Source organism: Bacillus sp. PDNC022 (genome assembly GCF_016919285.1).
GTDB lineage: Bacteria > Bacillota > Bacilli > Bacillales > Bacillaceae > Bacillus > Bacillus safensis.
In genome coordinates, this window is record NZ_CP070345.1 from 681208 (window position 1) to 697378 (window position 16171).

Consider the following 16171-nt stretch of genomic DNA (forward strand, 5'->3'; position numbering starts at 1 on the left):
TTGATTGAAGTATAGAGTATTTAATTTGAAAACGAGGATAGCAAGTCCGGGAGGGGATCACTTGGAAAAAGTCGATATTTTCAAGGATATCGCTGAACGAACAGGAGGCGATATATATTTAGGAGTCGTTGGCGCTGTTCGTACAGGGAAATCTACGTTTATTAAAAAGTTTATGGAGCTCGTGGTGCTCCCGAATATCAATAATGAGGCAGATCGTGCAAGAGCACAGGATGAATTGCCGCAAAGCGCAGCAGGAAAAACCATTATGACCACAGAGCCAAAATTTGTACCGAATCAAGCAGCATCTATTCACGTGAGTGACGGTCTTGATGTCAACATCAGGCTTGTCGATTGTGTGGGATACACTGTCCCTGGTGCGCGCGGGTATGAAGATGAAAATGGCCCTAGAATGATCAATACGCCGTGGTATGAAGAGCCAATTCCGTTCCATGAAGCAGCGGAAATTGGTACACGCAAGGTCATTCAAGAGCATTCAACAATAGGTGTTGTGATTACAACAGATGGATCTATTGGAGAAATCCCAAGACATGATTATATTGAATCTGAAGAACGTGTGATTGATGAACTCAAAGAGGTTGGAAAGCCGTTTATTATGGTCATCAACTCTGTGAGGCCATATCATCCTGAAACAGAAGCGCTGCGGCAGGAACTTAGCCAAAAGTATGATATTCCAGTACTCGCCATGAGCGTAGAAAGTATGAGAGAACAAGACGTACTCAGTGTTCTTCGTGAAGCATTATATGAATTCCCAGTTCTAGAGGTGAATGTGAACCTGCCAAGCTGGGTGATGGTGCTGAAAGAAGATCACTGGCTGAGAGAAAGCTATCAGGATTCAGTGAAGGAAACCGTAAAGGATATTAAAAGATTAAGAGATGTCGACCGTGTCGTTGGTCAATTCAGTGAATTTGATTTTATCGAAAGAGCGGGTTTAGCAGGAATTGAAATGGGTCAGGGGATTGCGGAGATTGACCTGTATGCGCCAGATGATCTATATGACCATATTTTAAAAGAAGTCGTTGGTGTAGAAATTAGGGGAAAAGACCATCTACTAGAGCTCATGCAAGATTTTGCTCATGCTAAGACAGAATATGATCAAGTATCAGACGCATTAAAAATGGTGAAGCAGACTGGTTACGGGATTGCAGCACCAGCATTGTCAGATATGAGTTTAGATGAGCCAGAAATCATCAGGCAGGGATCAAGATTCGGCGTCAGATTAAAAGCGGTAGCTCCATCTATTCACATGATCAAAGTAGATGTAGAGAGCGAATTTGCACCGATTATCGGAACAGAAAAACAAAGTGAAGAGCTCGTCCGCTACTTAATGCAAGACTTTGAAGATGATCCGCTTTCCATCTGGAATTCAGATATATTTGGCCGCTCCCTCAGCTCCCTTGTTAGAGAAGGCATTCAAGCAAAGCTGTCTCTCATGCCGGAAAACGCAAGATATAAGCTGAAGGAAACACTTGAAAGAATCATCAACGAAGGATCAGGCGGTTTGATCGCGATTATTTTATAGCAATTGAGACCTCTCATTGATGGGGTCTTTTTTTGTGTATAGAATGAGTCATAAAAAGACAATTGTATAAAGATTAGTCAGATTCAGGTTGAAATTAGGAATATTCGTTCGCAAAAGTGCCCTTAATCCTTGACGAATAAGGATTCTTCCCTTTAAAATGCTTGATATGGTATTTCATATGTGTTAATCTACTTACAGAAAATCTTCACTTTGTTGGACAAACATTCCTTCAAAGAGTTGTTTTCTAATGAAAAGCCATGTATAACGCTTTCTAGACGCTCTTTTTTTCTGAAAAAGGGTATAGAAAGAAGATGAATTGTGAAGAAATGATAACAATCTACTGAATGCATATTTTTGGGAGGAGGTGAAAGGCATGAACAAGACAGAACTTATTAACGCGGTTGCTGAAGCAAGCGAGTTATCTAAAAAAGACGCGACAAAAGCAGTTGATTCTGTTTTTGATACAATTTTAGATGCACTTAAAAATGGTGACAAAATCCAACTTATTGGTTTTGGTAACTTTGAAGTACGTGAGCGTTCAGCTCGTAAAGGACGTAACCCACAAACTGGTGCAGAGATCGAAATCCCTGCAAGCAAAGTACCTGCTTTCAAACCAGGTAAAGCACTTAAAGACGCGGTGGCAGGTAAATAATCGTTATGTGTAATGATCCTGTTGAAGGAGTTATACATATACAGTTTCACACTGGTCTAGAAAAGCCCCTTTCATAAGGGGCTTTTCCTTTTGAATCAAAAGGTTCGTTTAGAACGCTCTCCTTTGCTTTTAGGATCTGAAGTGTGCTAGAATCTGAATGAAATGTAATCGCCTTTGGAGGATATAATACATGAGTGAAATAAATAAAGAATTAATCGAACACGCGGTACGCGATATATTAAAAGCAATCGGAGAAGATCCGGACCGTGAAGGACTTCTTGATACCCCAAAACGAGTAGCAAAAATGTATGAAGAAGTGTTCTCGGGATTAAATGAAGATCCAAAAGAACATTTTAAAACCATTTTTGGCGAAGACCACGAAGAACTCGTCCTTGTAAAAGATATTGCTTTCCATTCAATGTGTGAACACCACCTCGTGCCTTTCTACGGGAAAGCCCATGTCGCTTATATTCCGCGCGGCGGAAAAGTAACAGGACTTAGTAAGCTGGCAAGAGCTGTCGAAGCCGTGGCAAAACGCCCGCAGCTTCAGGAACGCATTACATCAACCATTGCAGATAGTATGGTGGAAACACTTAATCCGCATGGTGTGATGATTGTCGTTGAAGCAGAGCATATGTGCATGACGATGCGCGGAGTGAAAAAGCCAGGCGCTAAAACAGTAACCTCAGCAGTCCGCGGCACATTTGCAAATGATGCAGCCGCAAGAGCAGAAGTGCTTTCCTTTATTAAAAACGACTAATTCAATAGATGGAAGGTGAACAAAATGAGTGAAAATAAAGCATCTGATTTTGTGGTGATTAAAGCCATTGATAATGGTGTAAATGTCATCGGCCTAACAAGAGGCTCTGATACAAGATTTCACCATTCCGAGAAGCTCGATAAAGGTGAAGTAATCATTGCACAATTTACTGAGCATACGTCAGCGATCAAAGTAAGAGGCGATGCTGTCATTCAAACAAGCTTCGGCGAAATTCAAAGCGAAGCAAAGAAATAAAGAACTTGTATGCACTTGATAGCATAAAAGTGAGAGCTGATATGGTATAATAAATCTCTATACAATGTGCAGGGCTACATATGAAACTGTAATTTTTGGGACAAGGGTGATATCTTTGCAAGACATCTACGGAATTTTATCTAATCTAAATATAAAATTAAATAAAAAGCTTTCTCATCCTTATTTGGCGAAGCATTTACGCGCTCCACTCATCGATGAAGACAAGCTCCTTCTTTTTCATGCAATGTTTGATGAAGCTCAAATTGATGCAGAGAAAAAAGAAAATTATATTTTAACGGCGATGCTTGTGCAAATTGCCCTTGATACCCATGACGAAGTCACAACTGCTGCAGCCATCAAGCAAGACGAATTCAAAAATCGTCAGCTGACCATCCTAGCAGGAGACTATTTCAGCGGTCTCTATTATTCTCTTCTCTCTGACATGAAAGACATCTATATGATCCGGACGCTCGCTACGGCGATCAAAGAGATCAATGAACATAAAATTAGACTGTATGACCGGTCCATTCAAGATGCAGCGCACTTTTACAAAAGTGTAGCTACAGTTGAATCTGCACTATTCCAAAGGATTTCTGAGCATTTTCAATTGACGCATTGGAATGAGATTGCAAGTCGTTTCCTTGTTTATAAGCGTTTCATGAAACAGGCAGAAGATGATAAACATTTAAAACTTTTTTTGAACGATAGTTATACGGACGCCTATTCGTGCTTTGACAACTTTGAGAATGAAGGCTATGAAAAGGCCAAACGGCCGATCAAGGAGCATCTTGTTTCATCTCCGGTCGTTCAAAAAGAGCTATTAAATCGCTTGGATCATATGAAAAATGAGCCTGCGTACCATCAGAAAGTGGAAGAAGGGTAAGTCATGCAGCAATCAAAAGAACAGCGAGTACACGGTGTATTTGAAAAAATTTATAAAAACTATGATCAAATGAACTCTGTCATCAGCTTTAAACAGCATAAAAAATGGCGCGATAAAACAATGAAACTCATGAATGTGCAAAAAGGCTCTAAAGCATTAGATGTATGTTGCGGAACAGCCGATTGGACAATTGCGCTCGCAGATGCTGTTGGAGAGAAAGGCGAAGTCAAAGGCCTTGATTTCAGTAAAAACATGCTGAGTGTTGGAGAAACGAAGGTGAAAACTGGGGGCTACAAACAGATTGAATTGCTTCATGGCAATGCGATGGAGCTCCCTTTTGAAGATAACTCATTTGATTATGTCACCATCGGTTTTGGACTTAGAAACGTCCCTGATTATTTAACGGTGCTAAAGGAAATGACAAGAGTAGTGAAGCCTGGTGGAATGGTTGTCTGTCTTGAGACTTCACAGCCTGAGATGATCGGCTTTAAGCAAGGCTACTATATCTATTTCAAATACATTATGCCGCTCTTTGGTAAACTGTTTGCCAAAAGCTATCAGGAGTATTCATGGCTTCAAGAATCAGCCAAAACGTTCCCTGGCATGAAAGAGCTCGCCGCTCTGTTCGAAGAGGCCGGGTTGTCTGATGTCTCGTATCATCCATTTACAGGCGGTGTAGCAGCAACACATATCGGAAAGAAGCTTTGAATAAACGATATTTGGGTGAAGATAATGAAACTAAAAGCAATGATCTCTTTTTTAAATCAAGATATCGATATAATTGAAAAAGAGCTTGAACAAACAGTTCGCTCTGATTATGCATTATTAAGTGAAGCAGGTCTTCATTTGCTGCAAGCGGGCGGAAAACGAATCCGCCCCGTTTTTGTTCTCCTTTCAGGCATGTTTGGTGACTATGACATTAATAAAATTAAATATGTTGCCGTTGCCCTCGAGCTGATTCATATGGCATCACTCGTTCACGATGATGTCATTGATGATGCAGAGCTGAGAAGAGGAAAACCAACGATTAAGGCAAAATGGGATAACAGAATTGCCATGTACACAGGGGATTATATGTTTGCAAGATCACTTGAATACATGACAAAAATCAACCACCCAATGGCACATGAAATTTTGTCAAAAATGGTCGTTGAGCTCTGTCTTGGGGAAATAGAGCAAGTGAAAGATAAATATAATATGGAACAGAACCTGCGTACATATTTAAGAAGAATCAAACGAAAAACAGCCTTGCTTATTGCAGGCAGCTGTCAATTAGGCGCCATTGCAGCAGGTACAGATGAAAAAACACATAAAGCCCTCTATTGGTTTGGATACTATGTCGGCATGTCTTATCAGATCATTGATGATGTCCTTGATTTCACATCAACTGAAGAAGAGCTGGGCAAGCCTGTTGGAGGAGACCTTTTGCAAGGGAATGTCACACTCCCAGTCTTATATGCACTGAAGAATCCGACACTAGAAGGTCAATTGAAGCTGATCAATAGTGAAACGACGGAGAAGCAGCTGAAGCCTGTCATTGAAAGCCTCAAACAAACAGATGCGATTGACCGCTCGATTCGAGTGAGTGAAATGTATTTGAAAAAAGCTTTTGAACAGCTCGACAAACTTCCTCGAGGAAGAGCGAGAACGTCACTCGCCTCCATTGCAAAATATATTGGGAAACGAAAATTCTAATCAACGTTACGTTGATTGGTTTTTTTGTGAAATTTTTTGTCAAAAATTGATTATTATAATAAAAAATGATACTATCACTTTGTAACAATGTAAGCCTATACATACATAACGACGGGGTGGAGAACGTATATGGACAAAACATTTCTTATGATCAAACCTGATGGTGTGGAAAGACAATTAATCGGTGACATTGTGTCAAGATTCGAAAAAAAGGGGCTTCAGCTTGTTGGTGCAAAACTAATGAGTATTCCAAAGGAAGTAGCAGAAACACATTACGGAGAGCATAAAGAAAAACCGTTTTTCGGGGAATTGGTTGACTTTATTACGTCAGGACCTGTATTTGCAATGGTATGGCAAGGCGAACAGGTAGTAGACGTAACAAGACAGATTATCGGTAAAACAAATCCTAAGGAAGCGCTTCCGGGCACAATAAGAGGAGACTATGGATTGACTGTTGGGAAAAACATTATTCATGGGTCAGACTCACCAGAAAGTGCTGAAAGAGAAATTAACTTATTCTTCAAACAAGAAGAACTCACAAGCTGGGATCAAACCATCTCAAGCTGGATTTATTAAGGTTCAAGCCAAGGTGTTCATCCAATGAGCACTTTGGCTTTTTTTATATTACACTTTCTACACGAAATTTCGCATGAGAAGATATAAATTTTCGACAAAAACAGCTATACTAGGACAAAGATAGATGAGACAGGAGAGGACATTGATGGATCAATATCAAGTATTTGTGGGAAAATGGAAAAAACTAACCGGGGTTGATCTGAATTTATATAAAGAAGCACAAATGAAACGAAGATTAACATCACTTTATGATAAAAAAGGATATAGAGATTTTGAAGCATTCGCGGCCGCGCTTGAAAAGGACAGAGCACTATTAGATGAGACGATGGACCGCATGACGATTAATGTGTCAGAATTTTACCGAAACTATCAGCGCTGGGAAGTACTTGATCAAAAAATCCTGCCGCTGCTTTCGAAAAATGGCGGTACATTAAAGATTTGGAGTGCAGCATGTTCGACAGGAGAAGAGCCATATACACTTTCCATGCTGCTGTCAAGTCATCCTCTTGTGAAAGACTTCCAAATTATTGCAACTGACATTGATGATAAAGTTCTGCAGTCAGCTCAAAAAGGCAGATATCATGAACGCTCTCTGCAAGAGGTACCAGATCATATCAAGCAAAAATATTTCACAAAAGAAGATTCTTCCTTTTACACTGTGAAGGATGAGGTTCGAAAGCATATTCAATTTAAGAAGCACAACCTTTTGGCAGATCCATATGAAAAACAGCTTGACCTCATCGTCTGCCGAAATGTACTGATTTACTTTACTGAAGAGGCAAAAGAAGAAATTTACTTGAAAATGAGCAGCAGTTTAAAACAAAATGGCGTATTATTTGTTGGTTCTACAGAGCAAATTTTTCACCCAGAAAAGTTTGGACTGACATCTGCTGATACTTTCTTTTATCAAAAGAAGGGTATGTAGCTGACTTTTTAGTAGCAAGTATGTTATTATATTTTTACTTAAAAGCGTTAATGCGATGAAGGGAGATTGAGTCATGAGGTACTTAACAGCAGGTGAATCACATGGTCCACAACTGACCACAATCATTGAAGGAGTTCCAGCGGGACTTTACATAGAGCAGGATGACATCAATTATGAATTGGCTAGAAGACAAAAAGGTCATGGCCGCGGAAGAAGAATGCAGATTGAAAAAGACCAGGCAAAAGTGTTAAGTGGTGTTCGCCACGGGAGAACATTGGGTTCTCCAATCGCACTTGTTGTTGAAAATAACGATTGGAAGCACTGGACAAAGGTGATGGGGGCAGAGCCGATCACAGAAGAAGAAGAAAGTGAAATGAAGCGTCAAATCTCCCGTCCAAGACCAGGACATGCGGATTTAAATGGTGCGATCAAATATGGACACCGTGATATGAGAAACGTATTAGAGCGCTCATCAGCCCGCGAGACAACTGTTCGCGTAGCAGCAGGCGCAGTTGCCAAACAAATCTTGGCGCATCTAGGGATTAAAGTAGCTGGACATGTTCTCGAAATTGGCGGAGTGAAGGCAGCTCATACAGCATATGAGTCTATTGAAGATTTGCAAAAGGTAACAGAAGAATCACCTGTTCGCTGCTATGACAGTGAAGCAGGTCAGAAAATGATGGATGCGATTGATGAAGCGAAGAAAAATGGTGATTCAATTGGCGGAATTGTTGAAGTCATCGTTGAAGGAATGCCGGTTGGGGTTGGCAGCTATGTTCATTATGACCGTAAATTAGACAGCAAGCTTGCTGGCGCCGTACTTAGTATCAACGCTTTTAAAGGGGTTGAATTCGGTATTGGGTTCGAGGCAGCCTCTAAAAATGGCAGTGAGGTCCATGATGAAATCATCTGGGATGAAGAAAAGGGCTATACGAGAAAAACAAATCGCCTCGGTGGTCTTGAAGGCGGAATGTCAACGGGTATGCCAATTGTCGTAAGAGGAGTGATGAAGCCAATCCCTACGCTTTATAAGCCGCTTCAAAGCGTTGACATTGAAACAAAAGAACCTTTCTCTGCAAGTATTGAACGCTCTGACAGCTGTGCCGTTCCTGCTGCAAGTGTTGTCGCAGAAGCAGTCGTGGCATGGGAAATTGCCAATGCAGTTGTAGAGCAGTTTGGCCTTGACCAAATCGACCGCATTAAAGAAAATGTTGAAAAAATGCGCCAGCTTCAGAGGGAATTTTAATGAAAACACTGGAAGTTAAGACGTCTTCAGCCACTTATCCTGTATTTATCGGTGATGGGATTAAACGCAATATCGTTGACTTGATAACTTCCACTGGGCATTCCTATACGAAGCTCTTAATCGTCACAGATGCAGCTGTTGATGCCATTTATGGTGATGAGATGGTTCGCTTACTTCAGCAGAAGTGGCCTGTGAACAAAGTGGTTGTGCCAAGCGGAGAGCAGTCAAAATCCTTTGCCGAATTTGAGCATATTCATACGAAAGCCATTCAATTTCAGCTTGATCGTTCTTCCTGCATCATTGCGCTGGGAGGCGGCGTGATTGGAGATTTGGCTGGCTTTGCAGCTGCTACTTATATGAGAGGCATTGACTTTATCCAAGTTCCGACGACGCTGCTGGCACATGACAGTGCAGTTGGCGGGAAAACAGGGATCAACCATCCGCTCGGTAAAAATTTAATCGGTGCGTTTCATCAGCCGAAAGCTGTGATCTATGATACGAGTATGCTTGAGACTCTATCTCAAATTGAACGAAGATCAGGCTTTGCAGAAGTCATCAAACATGCACTGATTTCAAGTGAAGAATTTTTATCAGAACTGATGTCCATTCGTTCTCTGACGGATATATCAAAGAGCGATCTGGCACATATGCTGTATCAAGGCATTCAAGTCAAAGCGTCAATTGTTCAAGAAGATGAAAAAGAACAAGGCGTGCGTGCATTTCTGAATTTAGGCCATACACTCGGGCATGCCATTGAAGCAGAGTACGGATACGGCGCCATCACGCACGGAGATGCCATTGCAATCGGCATGCAGTTTGCGCTGTATGTGAGCGAAAAGCAGCTGGGACTCAGTTTCAATCGTACGGAACTAAAAGAGTGGATGAAAGAGCTCGGGTTCCCGGTGCAAGTCACACAAGATATTTCCACGAAAACATTTGTTGACCGGATGATTGGTGATAAAAAAGCAAGAGGCGGCAGTGTTCAATTTGTTTTATTAAAACAGGTTGGAGACGTCACCTTACAGTCTTTCACAAAAGATGAGCTGCACTACTGGCTCGAAGAATGGAAACGGGAGGAGGGATGTCTATGATGTTTCGCGGGATACGTGGGGCTACAACTGTGATAGAAGATACAGAAACAGAAGTGTTAAACAAAACGAAACAGCTGCTAGAAGCGATCATTTCAAGAAACCAAGTAGATCCAGAACGTGTCGTGCAGATCTTGATTTCAGCTACACAAGATATTCACTCCGTTTTTCCGGCAAAAGCACTTCGTCAGATTGAAGGATGGACATATGTACCTGTTACATGTATGCAGGAACTGGACATTGATGGCGGTTTAAAGCAATGTATTCGTGTCTTAATGACTGTCCAGACAGATACAAAGCAGGAAGACATACAGCATGTGTACTTGGAAGAAGCAGTGACGCTTCGCCCTGATTTACAGTTGACAAAAAACAAGGAATTATAATACGATATGAACAGCCGAAGTTTACACACAGGTGTAAACGGCATTGCAAGCTTAGAGAAGATGAGAATGAGACTAGGGTAGTTGAGATGAGTAGAGTTGAGCAGAGATACGATACTTCTATTTAATCATACTGCCTAAAAGAGTAACCCTCTTTTAGGCTTATTTCGTATACTCATACAAACCCTCTATATGTCCCCTCATTCTCCTTAATCCCATTTAAGGAGTGTGCTTATGAATTCCCAATCAAACCTGACCCAATTTTTAAAGGACAGTGAGTCCTACAAAACGATCCCAATTGTTGAAACCATTACAGTCGATACGCTCTCACCGATTCAAATTGTTGAAAAACTCAAACAAGATATTGTGTATTTGCTAGAAAGCAAAGATGAGTCTTCCAGCTGGTCGAGATATTCCTTCATTGGATTGCACCCGTTTTTAACCTTACACGATGACCAAAACAAATACATTGCACGTGACGCTGCGGGGCAGGAATTCATGCAAAAGCAAGAGCTGAAAGAACTGCTAGATTGGATGAAAGAGCAATATCAAATCAAAACGCCAGATATTGATATCCCATTTACAGGCGGGGCTGTTGGGTACTTAAGCTACGATCTGATCCCAAACATTGAACCTTCTGTCAGGCCTCACCGAAGCGCATCGCTGGCAGAAAATTGCACATTATTTGTCTGCCAAACAATGATTGCCTTTGATCATGAAACAAATCATGTTCATTTTATCCAGTACACCGAGCTAACCGGACATGAAACAGAAGACGAAAAAATACGCGCTTACAAAGAAAATCAAAAGCAGCTTGAACAGATGATTCACAAGCTCCATTCAAAGGTTGATATGAAAGAACTGATTTTATCAGGGAATATGAATGAGCCGCCGTCCTTTGAACATGTGACGTCAACCTATGAAAAAGCGCAATTTTTAAAAGACGTAGAAAAAATCAAAGACTACATTCGAGCGGGTGATATTTTCCAAGGCGTACTCTCACAGCGATTTGATATCCCTGTGTCAGTGAGTTCATTTGAGTTATACCGCGTGCTTCGGATTGTAAATCCATCTCCATATATGTATTTTATGAAATTAAAAGATCGTGATTTAGTCGGAAGCTCGCCAGAACGATTAATTCATGCTAAAAATGGGCATCTAGAAATTCATCCTATTGCAGGCACAAGAAAACGAGGAAGAACAAGAGAAGAGGATGCTGAGCTAGCAAGAGAGCTGCTTGAAGATGAAAAGGAAAAAGCGGAGCATTACATGTTAGTGGATCTTGCCAGAAATGATGTAGGCCGTGTGGCAGAATACGGCAGTGTGTCCGTACCGACCTTTACAAAAGTAGTGAATTTTTCACATGTCATGCACATTATCTCTATTGTGACAGGAAAGTTAAAGCGGGATACACATCCAGTTGATGCGCTCATGTCCGCTTTCCCTGCAGGTACATTAACAGGTGCACCCAAAATAAGAGCGATGCAATTACTAAATGAAATGGAGCCTGAGCCAAGGGAAACGTATGGCGGCTGTATTGCCTATATTGGATTCGACGGCAATATTGACTCCTGTATTACCATTCGTACGATGAGCGTCAAAAATCAGACCGCTTCTATACAAGCAGGCGCCGGCATTGTGGCTGATTCTGTCCCGGAAAATGAATGGGAAGAAACTTGTAACAAGGCAGGAGCACTTCTGAAAGCCATTCAGCTTGCGGAACTTATTTTCTCAGAAAAGGAGAGTGTGCAGGATGAATCACCGACTATCAGCTCTTGTTAATGGAGGCTTTCTATCAGAAAATGAAGCAAATAAACTCATGCATGATATGATGAGCGGCACTTTAACAGATGCGGAAGTCGCTGCAAGTCTCTCGATTTTAGCGCATAGAGGAGAAACCGCTGAAGAAATGACAGGCTTCGTGAAAGCCATGCGGCAAAATGCAGAACCAATGGAACGATCGCTTGATGTTGTTGATACTTGCGGCACAGGAGGCGATGGACTCTCCACCTTTAATATATCAACTGCTGCCGCCATTGTCGCTTCCGCTGCTGGAGCTAAAATCGCCAAACACGGAAATCGATCAGTTTCTTCTAAAAGCGGGAGTGCTGATGTACTAGAGTGTCTTGGGATTCACATTCAATCCACACCAGAAGAAACAAGAAGACAAATACAGGAGAAAAACATGGGCTTTTTATTTGCCCCCTTGTATCATTCATCTATGAAACAAGTAGCCGCAGTCCGCAAGCAGCTCGGCTTCCGGACGGTATTTAATCTATTAGGCCCGCTTTGCCACCCAATGCAAGCGAAAAAGCAAATCATTGGCGTTTACTCAAAGGAAAAGGCGAAATTAATGGCGAAAGCCCTTGCGCCGTTAGAGCCAGAACATGTGCTGTTTGTCTGCGGAGAAGATGGACTGGATGAATTAACGATTACTGCAAATTCATATGTGATTGAACTCAAAAAAGATGTCATGACAGAATATACACTAAACCCCGAAGACTTTGGGCTGCAAAAAGGATATTTATCAGATATTCAGGTCCAATCACCGGAAGAGAGTGCCAAATTGATTCAGAATATATTGAATCATCAAACAGAAGGAGCGCCGCTTCATATTACAGCCCTGAATGCTGGAGCGGCTTTATATGTCGCAGGGAAGTCAGAAAGCCTCATGGCAGGAACATTAAAAGCGTTTGAAACAATTAAAAATGGTGCAGCCAAAGAACAATTGGCTCGTTTAAAACAAAAAACGAAGGAGGAAGAGATTTATGCTTAATCAAATCATTGCCCGCAAAAAAGAACATATCCAAACATTGCATTTACCAGAGGATGGACACTTTGAAAGACGATCATTTAAAGAAGCACTCATGAATCCTCATCGCTCAATTGGTCTAATTGCTGAGGTGAAAAAAGCGTCTCCTTCCAAAGGAATCATTCAACCGAATTTTGATCCTTTACAAACAGCAAAAGCTTACGAAAAATCAAACGCTGATTGCTTATCTGTTTTAACGGATGAACCGTTCTTTCAAGGAAAAAACGAATATCTGTCCCTAATTAAAAAACAAATCGATCGTCCGATTTTAAGAAAAGATTTCATCATTGACTCCATACAGGTAGAAGAGTCAAGACGTATCGGAGCAGATGCCATTTTATTAATTGGAGAAGTACTTGAGCCGCAAAAGCTGCACGAGCTCTATGCTGAAGCGAAAGAGAAATACCTTGATGTCCTTGTCGAAGTACATGCAGCAGATACACTGGAAAATATTTTAAAGTTGTTCACTCCGGAAATCATTGGAGTGAACAACCGGAATTTAAATACATTTACAACAACAGTCGAACAAACAAAAGAGATCGCACCACTCGTTCCAAACGATGCCTTACTAGTGAGTGAGAGCGGTATTCAAACATTCGATGATCTAACCTTTGTGAAGAAACATGGAGCTGGTGCAGTCCTTGTAGGTGAATCATTAATGAGAGAACAATCACAAGAAAAAGCCGTTCAGACATTGTTTGGAGAATGAATACGATGAAGCCTTATTTAAAATATTGCGGAGCAGTATCTCAAGAAGATGTGGAATGCATTGCGCAATCTCACGCAGATGCCATCGGATTTATTTTTGCTCCAAGTAAAAGACAAGTCCAGCCAGATCAAGTGAAACAATGGCTCATCCAAACAAAGTGTAAGAAAAAGATCGCCGGTGTATTTGTAAATGAAGAGATACAAAAAGTGTGTGACATCACTAAATATATTCCTTTAGATATCGTACAGCTTCATGGAGATGAAACGCAGGATGACGCAAAAGAAATCAAACAACAAACAGGGGCTGTCGTTTGGAAAGTGTTCCACCACGAGTCCGATGTAACAAGAACGCTTGAAAAAATGACGGCATTTGCGCCTGTTGTCGATGGCTTCCTCATTGATTCGAAAGTAAAAGGGATGAGAGGCGGCTCTGGAACAGCTTTTGCTTGGGAGGCAGTGCCTCTATACGTTAAACATGCAAAACGGCTAGGGAAGACTTGCATAATTGCAGGCGGCATCACACCAAAAACGGTAGCAGAGCTCCTTGTCTATGGTCCAGAAGCGATCGATCTTTCAAGCGGAATAGAAGAAAACGGGAAGAAAAGCAGCGCTAAGATCGAAGCGCTCGAAGAAAGGATGTTAAATGATGTACGCATATCCAAATGAGATTGGCAGATACGGAGAATTCGGAGGGAAATTTGTCCCGGAAACACTCATGCAGCCACTTGCAGAAATCGAACAAGCATTTCGTGAATTAAAAGAAGACCCTGCTTTTCAAGCAGAATATGTATCACTACTTCGAAACTATTCAGGCAGACCTACTGCGCTTACATATGCTGACCAATTATCAGCATACCTCGGCGGCGCAAAAATCTATTTGAAAAGAGAAGATTTAAATCACACAGGTGCTCATAAAATTAACAATGCGCTAGGGCAGGCCCTGCTTGCGAAAAAAATGGGGAAATCAAACATCATCGCGGAAACAGGCGCAGGTCAGCACGGAGTAGCTGCTGCAACGGTGGCCGCAAAGTTCGGGCTATCCTGCACGGTATTTATGGGAAAAGAAGATGTGGAAAGACAATCACTCAATGTTTTCCGAATGAAACTGCTTGGCGCTGAAGTCATACCTGTCACAAGCGGGAATGGCACATTAAAAGACGCGACCAACGAGGCCATCCGCTATTGGGTTCAGCACTGCAGTGATCATTTTTATATGATCGGCTCTGTTGTAGGCCCTCATCCGTATCCTCAAATCGTCAGCGAGTTCCAGCGGATGATTGGTGATGAAGCAAAAGAGCAGCTGCTTGAAAAAGAGGGCAGGCTTCCTCATAAAGTCATTGCCTGTGTCGGCGGCGGGAGTAATGCCATTGGAATGTACCGGGCGTTTTTAGATGAAGAGATAGATATCATTGGTGTAGAGGCCGCTGGAAAAGGAATCGATACTCAGCTCCATGCTGCAACCATCACGAAAGGAACAAAAGGAGTGATTCACGGATCTTTGACCTATTTAATCCAAGACGAATTTGGCCAAATTATTGAGCCATATTCTATTTCCGCTGGTTTAGATTATCCGGGAATTGGACCAGAGCACGCATATTTACATGCGAGCGGACGGGTTCAATATGTAAGTGCGACAGATCAAGAAGCACTAGATGCCCTAAAGCTGCTGACTGAAAAAGAAGGAATTCTGCCAGCAATTGAATCTGCACATGCACTAGCCAAGGCGTTTGAGGTAAGCAAGACGATGAATGAAGATGAAATCGTCCTTGTCTGCCTGTCAGGAAGAGGCGATAAGGATGTGCATACATTAATGAACGTGCTTGAAAGTGAGGGGAAAGCAAAATGATCACATTTCAATTAGAGCAAGGCGAGAAATTATTTATCCCATTTATCACAGCGGGAGATCCGTCAGAAGACATCACGATTGATTTAGCTATCTCCCTTCAAGCAGCCGGTGCACATGCGATTGAACTAGGTGTTCCTTATTCCGATCCACTAGCGGACGGTCCTGTCATCCAAAGAGCCTCCAAAAGAGCTCTAAATCATGGCATGAATATCGTAAAAGCGATAGAATTAGCAGGAAAGATGAAAAAAAACGGTGTAAAAATTCCTGTAATTCTATTTACGTATTATAATCCTGTGTTACAATTAGACACAGAATACTTTTTCGCTTTACTGCGCAAAAATCATATTTCGGGACTCTTAACACCCGACTTGCCGTTTGAAGAGAGCAGCGAGCTGCAAAAGAACTGTCAAACACATGACATTTCATATATTTCACTCGTTGCACCAACAAGCAAGGAACGATTAGTAAACATTGTGGAGCAGGCAGAAGGTTTTGTGTATTGTGTTTCATCTCTTGGTGTAACAGGTGTCAGACAATCCTTTGACGCGTCAATTACAGATTTTATTCAACAAGTGAAACAGCTGAGTCACATACCGGTTGCGGTCGGTTTTGGCATCTCAACAAGAGAGCAGGTAGACTCAATGAATAAACTGAGTGACGGTGTTGTTGTCGGAAGTGCACTTGTGAAAAAAATTGAAGAGCTTCAAGAGCAATTGCTAGCAAGTGATACACGCCAAGAGGCTTTAAGAGAATTTGAAACATATGCAAAAACATTTAGTCCCCTCTATTCATTCAAATGAGGTGA

At 41.6% G+C, this 16171-nt stretch carries 18 protein-coding genes; all 18 read left to right on the plus strand.

Annotated features, from left to right (window positions below; all coding sequences use genetic code 11):
• The first annotated feature begins 61 nt into the window (after positions 1 to 61).
• Entirely contained in the window at positions 62 to 1540 is a 1479-nt protein-coding gene (spoIVA, locus tag JVX94_RS03665) for a stage IV sporulation protein A (RefSeq protein WP_008344534.1), read from the plus strand.
• A 373-nt stretch (positions 1541 to 1913) separates the two neighbouring features.
• Complete coding sequence (gene hbs, locus JVX94_RS03670) at positions 1914 to 2192, plus strand: non-specific DNA-binding protein Hbs (protein WP_003215863.1); 279 nt, start codon at positions 1914 to 1916, stop codon at positions 2190 to 2192.
• A gap of 190 nt (positions 2193 to 2382) precedes the next feature.
• On the plus strand, positions 2383 to 2952 hold the full coding sequence (folE, locus tag JVX94_RS03675; protein WP_003215789.1) for a GTP cyclohydrolase I FolE: 570 nt from the start codon (positions 2383 to 2385) through the stop codon (positions 2950 to 2952).
• A 24-nt stretch (positions 2953 to 2976) separates the two neighbouring features.
• The gene (gene mtrB / locus JVX94_RS03680) at positions 2977 to 3207 is read left to right on the plus strand and encodes a trp RNA-binding attenuation protein MtrB (protein ID WP_008344541.1); all 231 of its coding nucleotides are present in this window, start codon (positions 2977 to 2979) and stop codon (positions 3205 to 3207) included.
• Between the two features lie 115 nt (positions 3208 to 3322).
• On the plus strand, positions 3323 to 4090 hold the full coding sequence (locus tag JVX94_RS03685) for a heptaprenyl diphosphate synthase component 1 (protein WP_095408888.1): 768 nt from the start codon (positions 3323 to 3325) through the stop codon (positions 4088 to 4090).
• Between the two features lie 3 nt (positions 4091 to 4093).
• Positions 4094 to 4798, plus strand: coding sequence for a demethylmenaquinone methyltransferase (locus tag JVX94_RS03690; RefSeq protein ID WP_024422810.1), 705 nt, complete (start codon positions 4094 to 4096; stop codon positions 4796 to 4798).
• Between the two features lie 24 nt (positions 4799 to 4822).
• Positions 4823 to 5785, plus strand: coding sequence for a heptaprenyl diphosphate synthase component II (gene hepT / locus JVX94_RS03695; protein ID WP_048239331.1), 963 nt, complete (start codon positions 4823 to 4825; stop codon positions 5783 to 5785).
• A 129-nt stretch (positions 5786 to 5914) separates the two neighbouring features.
• Positions 5915 to 6361, plus strand: a complete 447-nt coding sequence (ndk, locus tag JVX94_RS03700; protein ID WP_061109293.1) for a nucleoside-diphosphate kinase — start codon at positions 5915 to 5917, stop codon at positions 6359 to 6361.
• Positions 6362 to 6506: 145 nt separating this feature from the next.
• The gene (locus JVX94_RS03705) at positions 6507 to 7286 is read left to right on the plus strand and encodes a CheR family methyltransferase (RefSeq protein WP_205184564.1); all 780 of its coding nucleotides are present in this window, start codon (positions 6507 to 6509) and stop codon (positions 7284 to 7286) included.
• Positions 7287 to 7359: 73 nt separating this feature from the next.
• Positions 7360 to 8532 (plus strand): chorismate synthase, encoded by a 1173-nt coding sequence (gene aroC, locus JVX94_RS03710; protein ID WP_024422806.1) that lies wholly within the window; start codon positions 7360 to 7362, stop codon positions 8530 to 8532.
• Positions 8532 to 9623: a 3-dehydroquinate synthase gene (gene aroB / locus JVX94_RS03715; protein WP_144470973.1), complete on the plus strand. Its 1092-nt coding sequence runs from the start codon at positions 8532 to 8534 to the stop codon at positions 9621 to 9623. Before aroC ends, aroB begins: the two co-directional genes overlap by 1 nt.
• Positions 9620 to 10003, plus strand: coding sequence for a chorismate mutase (gene aroH / locus JVX94_RS03720; RefSeq protein ID WP_205184565.1), 384 nt, complete (start codon positions 9620 to 9622; stop codon positions 10001 to 10003). Before aroB ends, aroH begins: the two co-directional genes overlap by 4 nt.
• A 231-nt stretch (positions 10004 to 10234) precedes the next feature.
• Positions 10235 to 11782 carry an anthranilate synthase component I gene (gene trpE / locus JVX94_RS03725; protein ID WP_205184566.1) on the plus strand — a complete coding sequence of 516 codons (1548 nt, stop codon included), beginning with the start codon at positions 10235 to 10237 and terminating at the stop codon, positions 11780 to 11782.
• Positions 11754 to 12776, plus strand: coding sequence for an anthranilate phosphoribosyltransferase (trpD, locus tag JVX94_RS03730; protein WP_095408881.1), 1023 nt, complete (start codon positions 11754 to 11756; stop codon positions 12774 to 12776). The genes trpE and trpD overlap by 29 nt, the downstream gene beginning before the upstream one ends.
• Complete coding sequence (gene trpC / locus JVX94_RS03735) at positions 12769 to 13521, plus strand: indole-3-glycerol phosphate synthase TrpC (protein WP_205184568.1); 753 nt, start codon at positions 12769 to 12771, stop codon at positions 13519 to 13521. Before trpD ends, trpC begins: the two co-directional genes overlap by 8 nt.
• Positions 13518 to 14186 (plus strand): phosphoribosylanthranilate isomerase, encoded by a 669-nt coding sequence (locus tag JVX94_RS03740; protein ID WP_205184571.1) that lies wholly within the window; start codon positions 13518 to 13520, stop codon positions 14184 to 14186. Before trpC ends, JVX94_RS03740 begins: the two co-directional genes overlap by 4 nt.
• Positions 14167 to 15366, plus strand: a complete 1200-nt coding sequence (gene trpB, locus JVX94_RS03745; RefSeq protein ID WP_205184574.1) for a tryptophan synthase subunit beta — start codon at positions 14167 to 14169, stop codon at positions 15364 to 15366. The genes JVX94_RS03740 and trpB overlap by 20 nt, the downstream gene beginning before the upstream one ends.
• Positions 15363 to 16166 (plus strand): tryptophan synthase subunit alpha, encoded by an 804-nt coding sequence (trpA, locus tag JVX94_RS03750; RefSeq protein WP_095408877.1) that lies wholly within the window; start codon positions 15363 to 15365, stop codon positions 16164 to 16166. The genes trpB and trpA overlap by 4 nt, the downstream gene beginning before the upstream one ends.
• Positions 16167 to 16171: the final 5 nt, after the last annotated feature.

What these genes read in the sequence shown, in the direction of transcription:
- hbs (WP_003215863.1), top strand. Translation starts at nt 1,914, where the DNA reads ATGAACAAGACAGAACTTATTAACGCGGTTGCTGAAGCAAGCGAGTTA.
- folE (WP_003215789.1), top strand. Translation starts at nt 2,383, where the DNA reads ATGAGTGAAATAAATAAAGAATTAATCGAACACGCGGTACGCGATATA.
- mtrB (WP_008344541.1), top strand. Translation starts at nt 2,977, where the DNA reads ATGAGTGAAAATAAAGCATCTGATTTTGTGGTGATTAAAGCCATTGAT.
- JVX94_RS03690 (WP_024422810.1), top strand. Translation starts at nt 4,094, where the DNA reads ATGCAGCAATCAAAAGAACAGCGAGTACACGGTGTATTTGAAAAAATT.
- hepT (WP_048239331.1), top strand. Translation starts at nt 4,823, where the DNA reads ATGAAACTAAAAGCAATGATCTCTTTTTTAAATCAAGATATCGATATA.
- ndk (WP_061109293.1), top strand. Translation starts at nt 5,915, where the DNA reads ATGGACAAAACATTTCTTATGATCAAACCTGATGGTGTGGAAAGACAA.
- JVX94_RS03705 (WP_205184564.1), top strand. Translation starts at nt 6,507, where the DNA reads ATGGATCAATATCAAGTATTTGTGGGAAAATGGAAAAAACTAACCGGG.
- aroC (WP_024422806.1), top strand. Translation starts at nt 7,360, where the DNA reads ATGAGGTACTTAACAGCAGGTGAATCACATGGTCCACAACTGACCACA.
- aroB (WP_144470973.1), top strand. Translation starts at nt 8,532, where the DNA reads ATGAAAACACTGGAAGTTAAGACGTCTTCAGCCACTTATCCTGTATTT.
- aroH (WP_205184565.1), top strand. Translation starts at nt 9,620, where the DNA reads ATGATGTTTCGCGGGATACGTGGGGCTACAACTGTGATAGAAGATACA.
- trpE (WP_205184566.1), top strand. Translation starts at nt 10,235, where the DNA reads ATGAATTCCCAATCAAACCTGACCCAATTTTTAAAGGACAGTGAGTCC.
- trpD (WP_095408881.1), top strand. Translation starts at nt 11,754, where the DNA reads ATGAATCACCGACTATCAGCTCTTGTTAATGGAGGCTTTCTATCAGAA.
- trpC (WP_205184568.1), top strand. Translation starts at nt 12,769, where the DNA reads ATGCTTAATCAAATCATTGCCCGCAAAAAAGAACATATCCAAACATTG.
- JVX94_RS03740 (WP_205184571.1), top strand. Translation starts at nt 13,518, where the DNA reads ATGAATACGATGAAGCCTTATTTAAAATATTGCGGAGCAGTATCTCAA.
- trpB (WP_205184574.1), top strand. Translation starts at nt 14,167, where the DNA reads ATGTACGCATATCCAAATGAGATTGGCAGATACGGAGAATTCGGAGGG.
- trpA (WP_095408877.1), top strand. Translation starts at nt 15,363, where the DNA reads ATGATCACATTTCAATTAGAGCAAGGCGAGAAATTATTTATCCCATTT.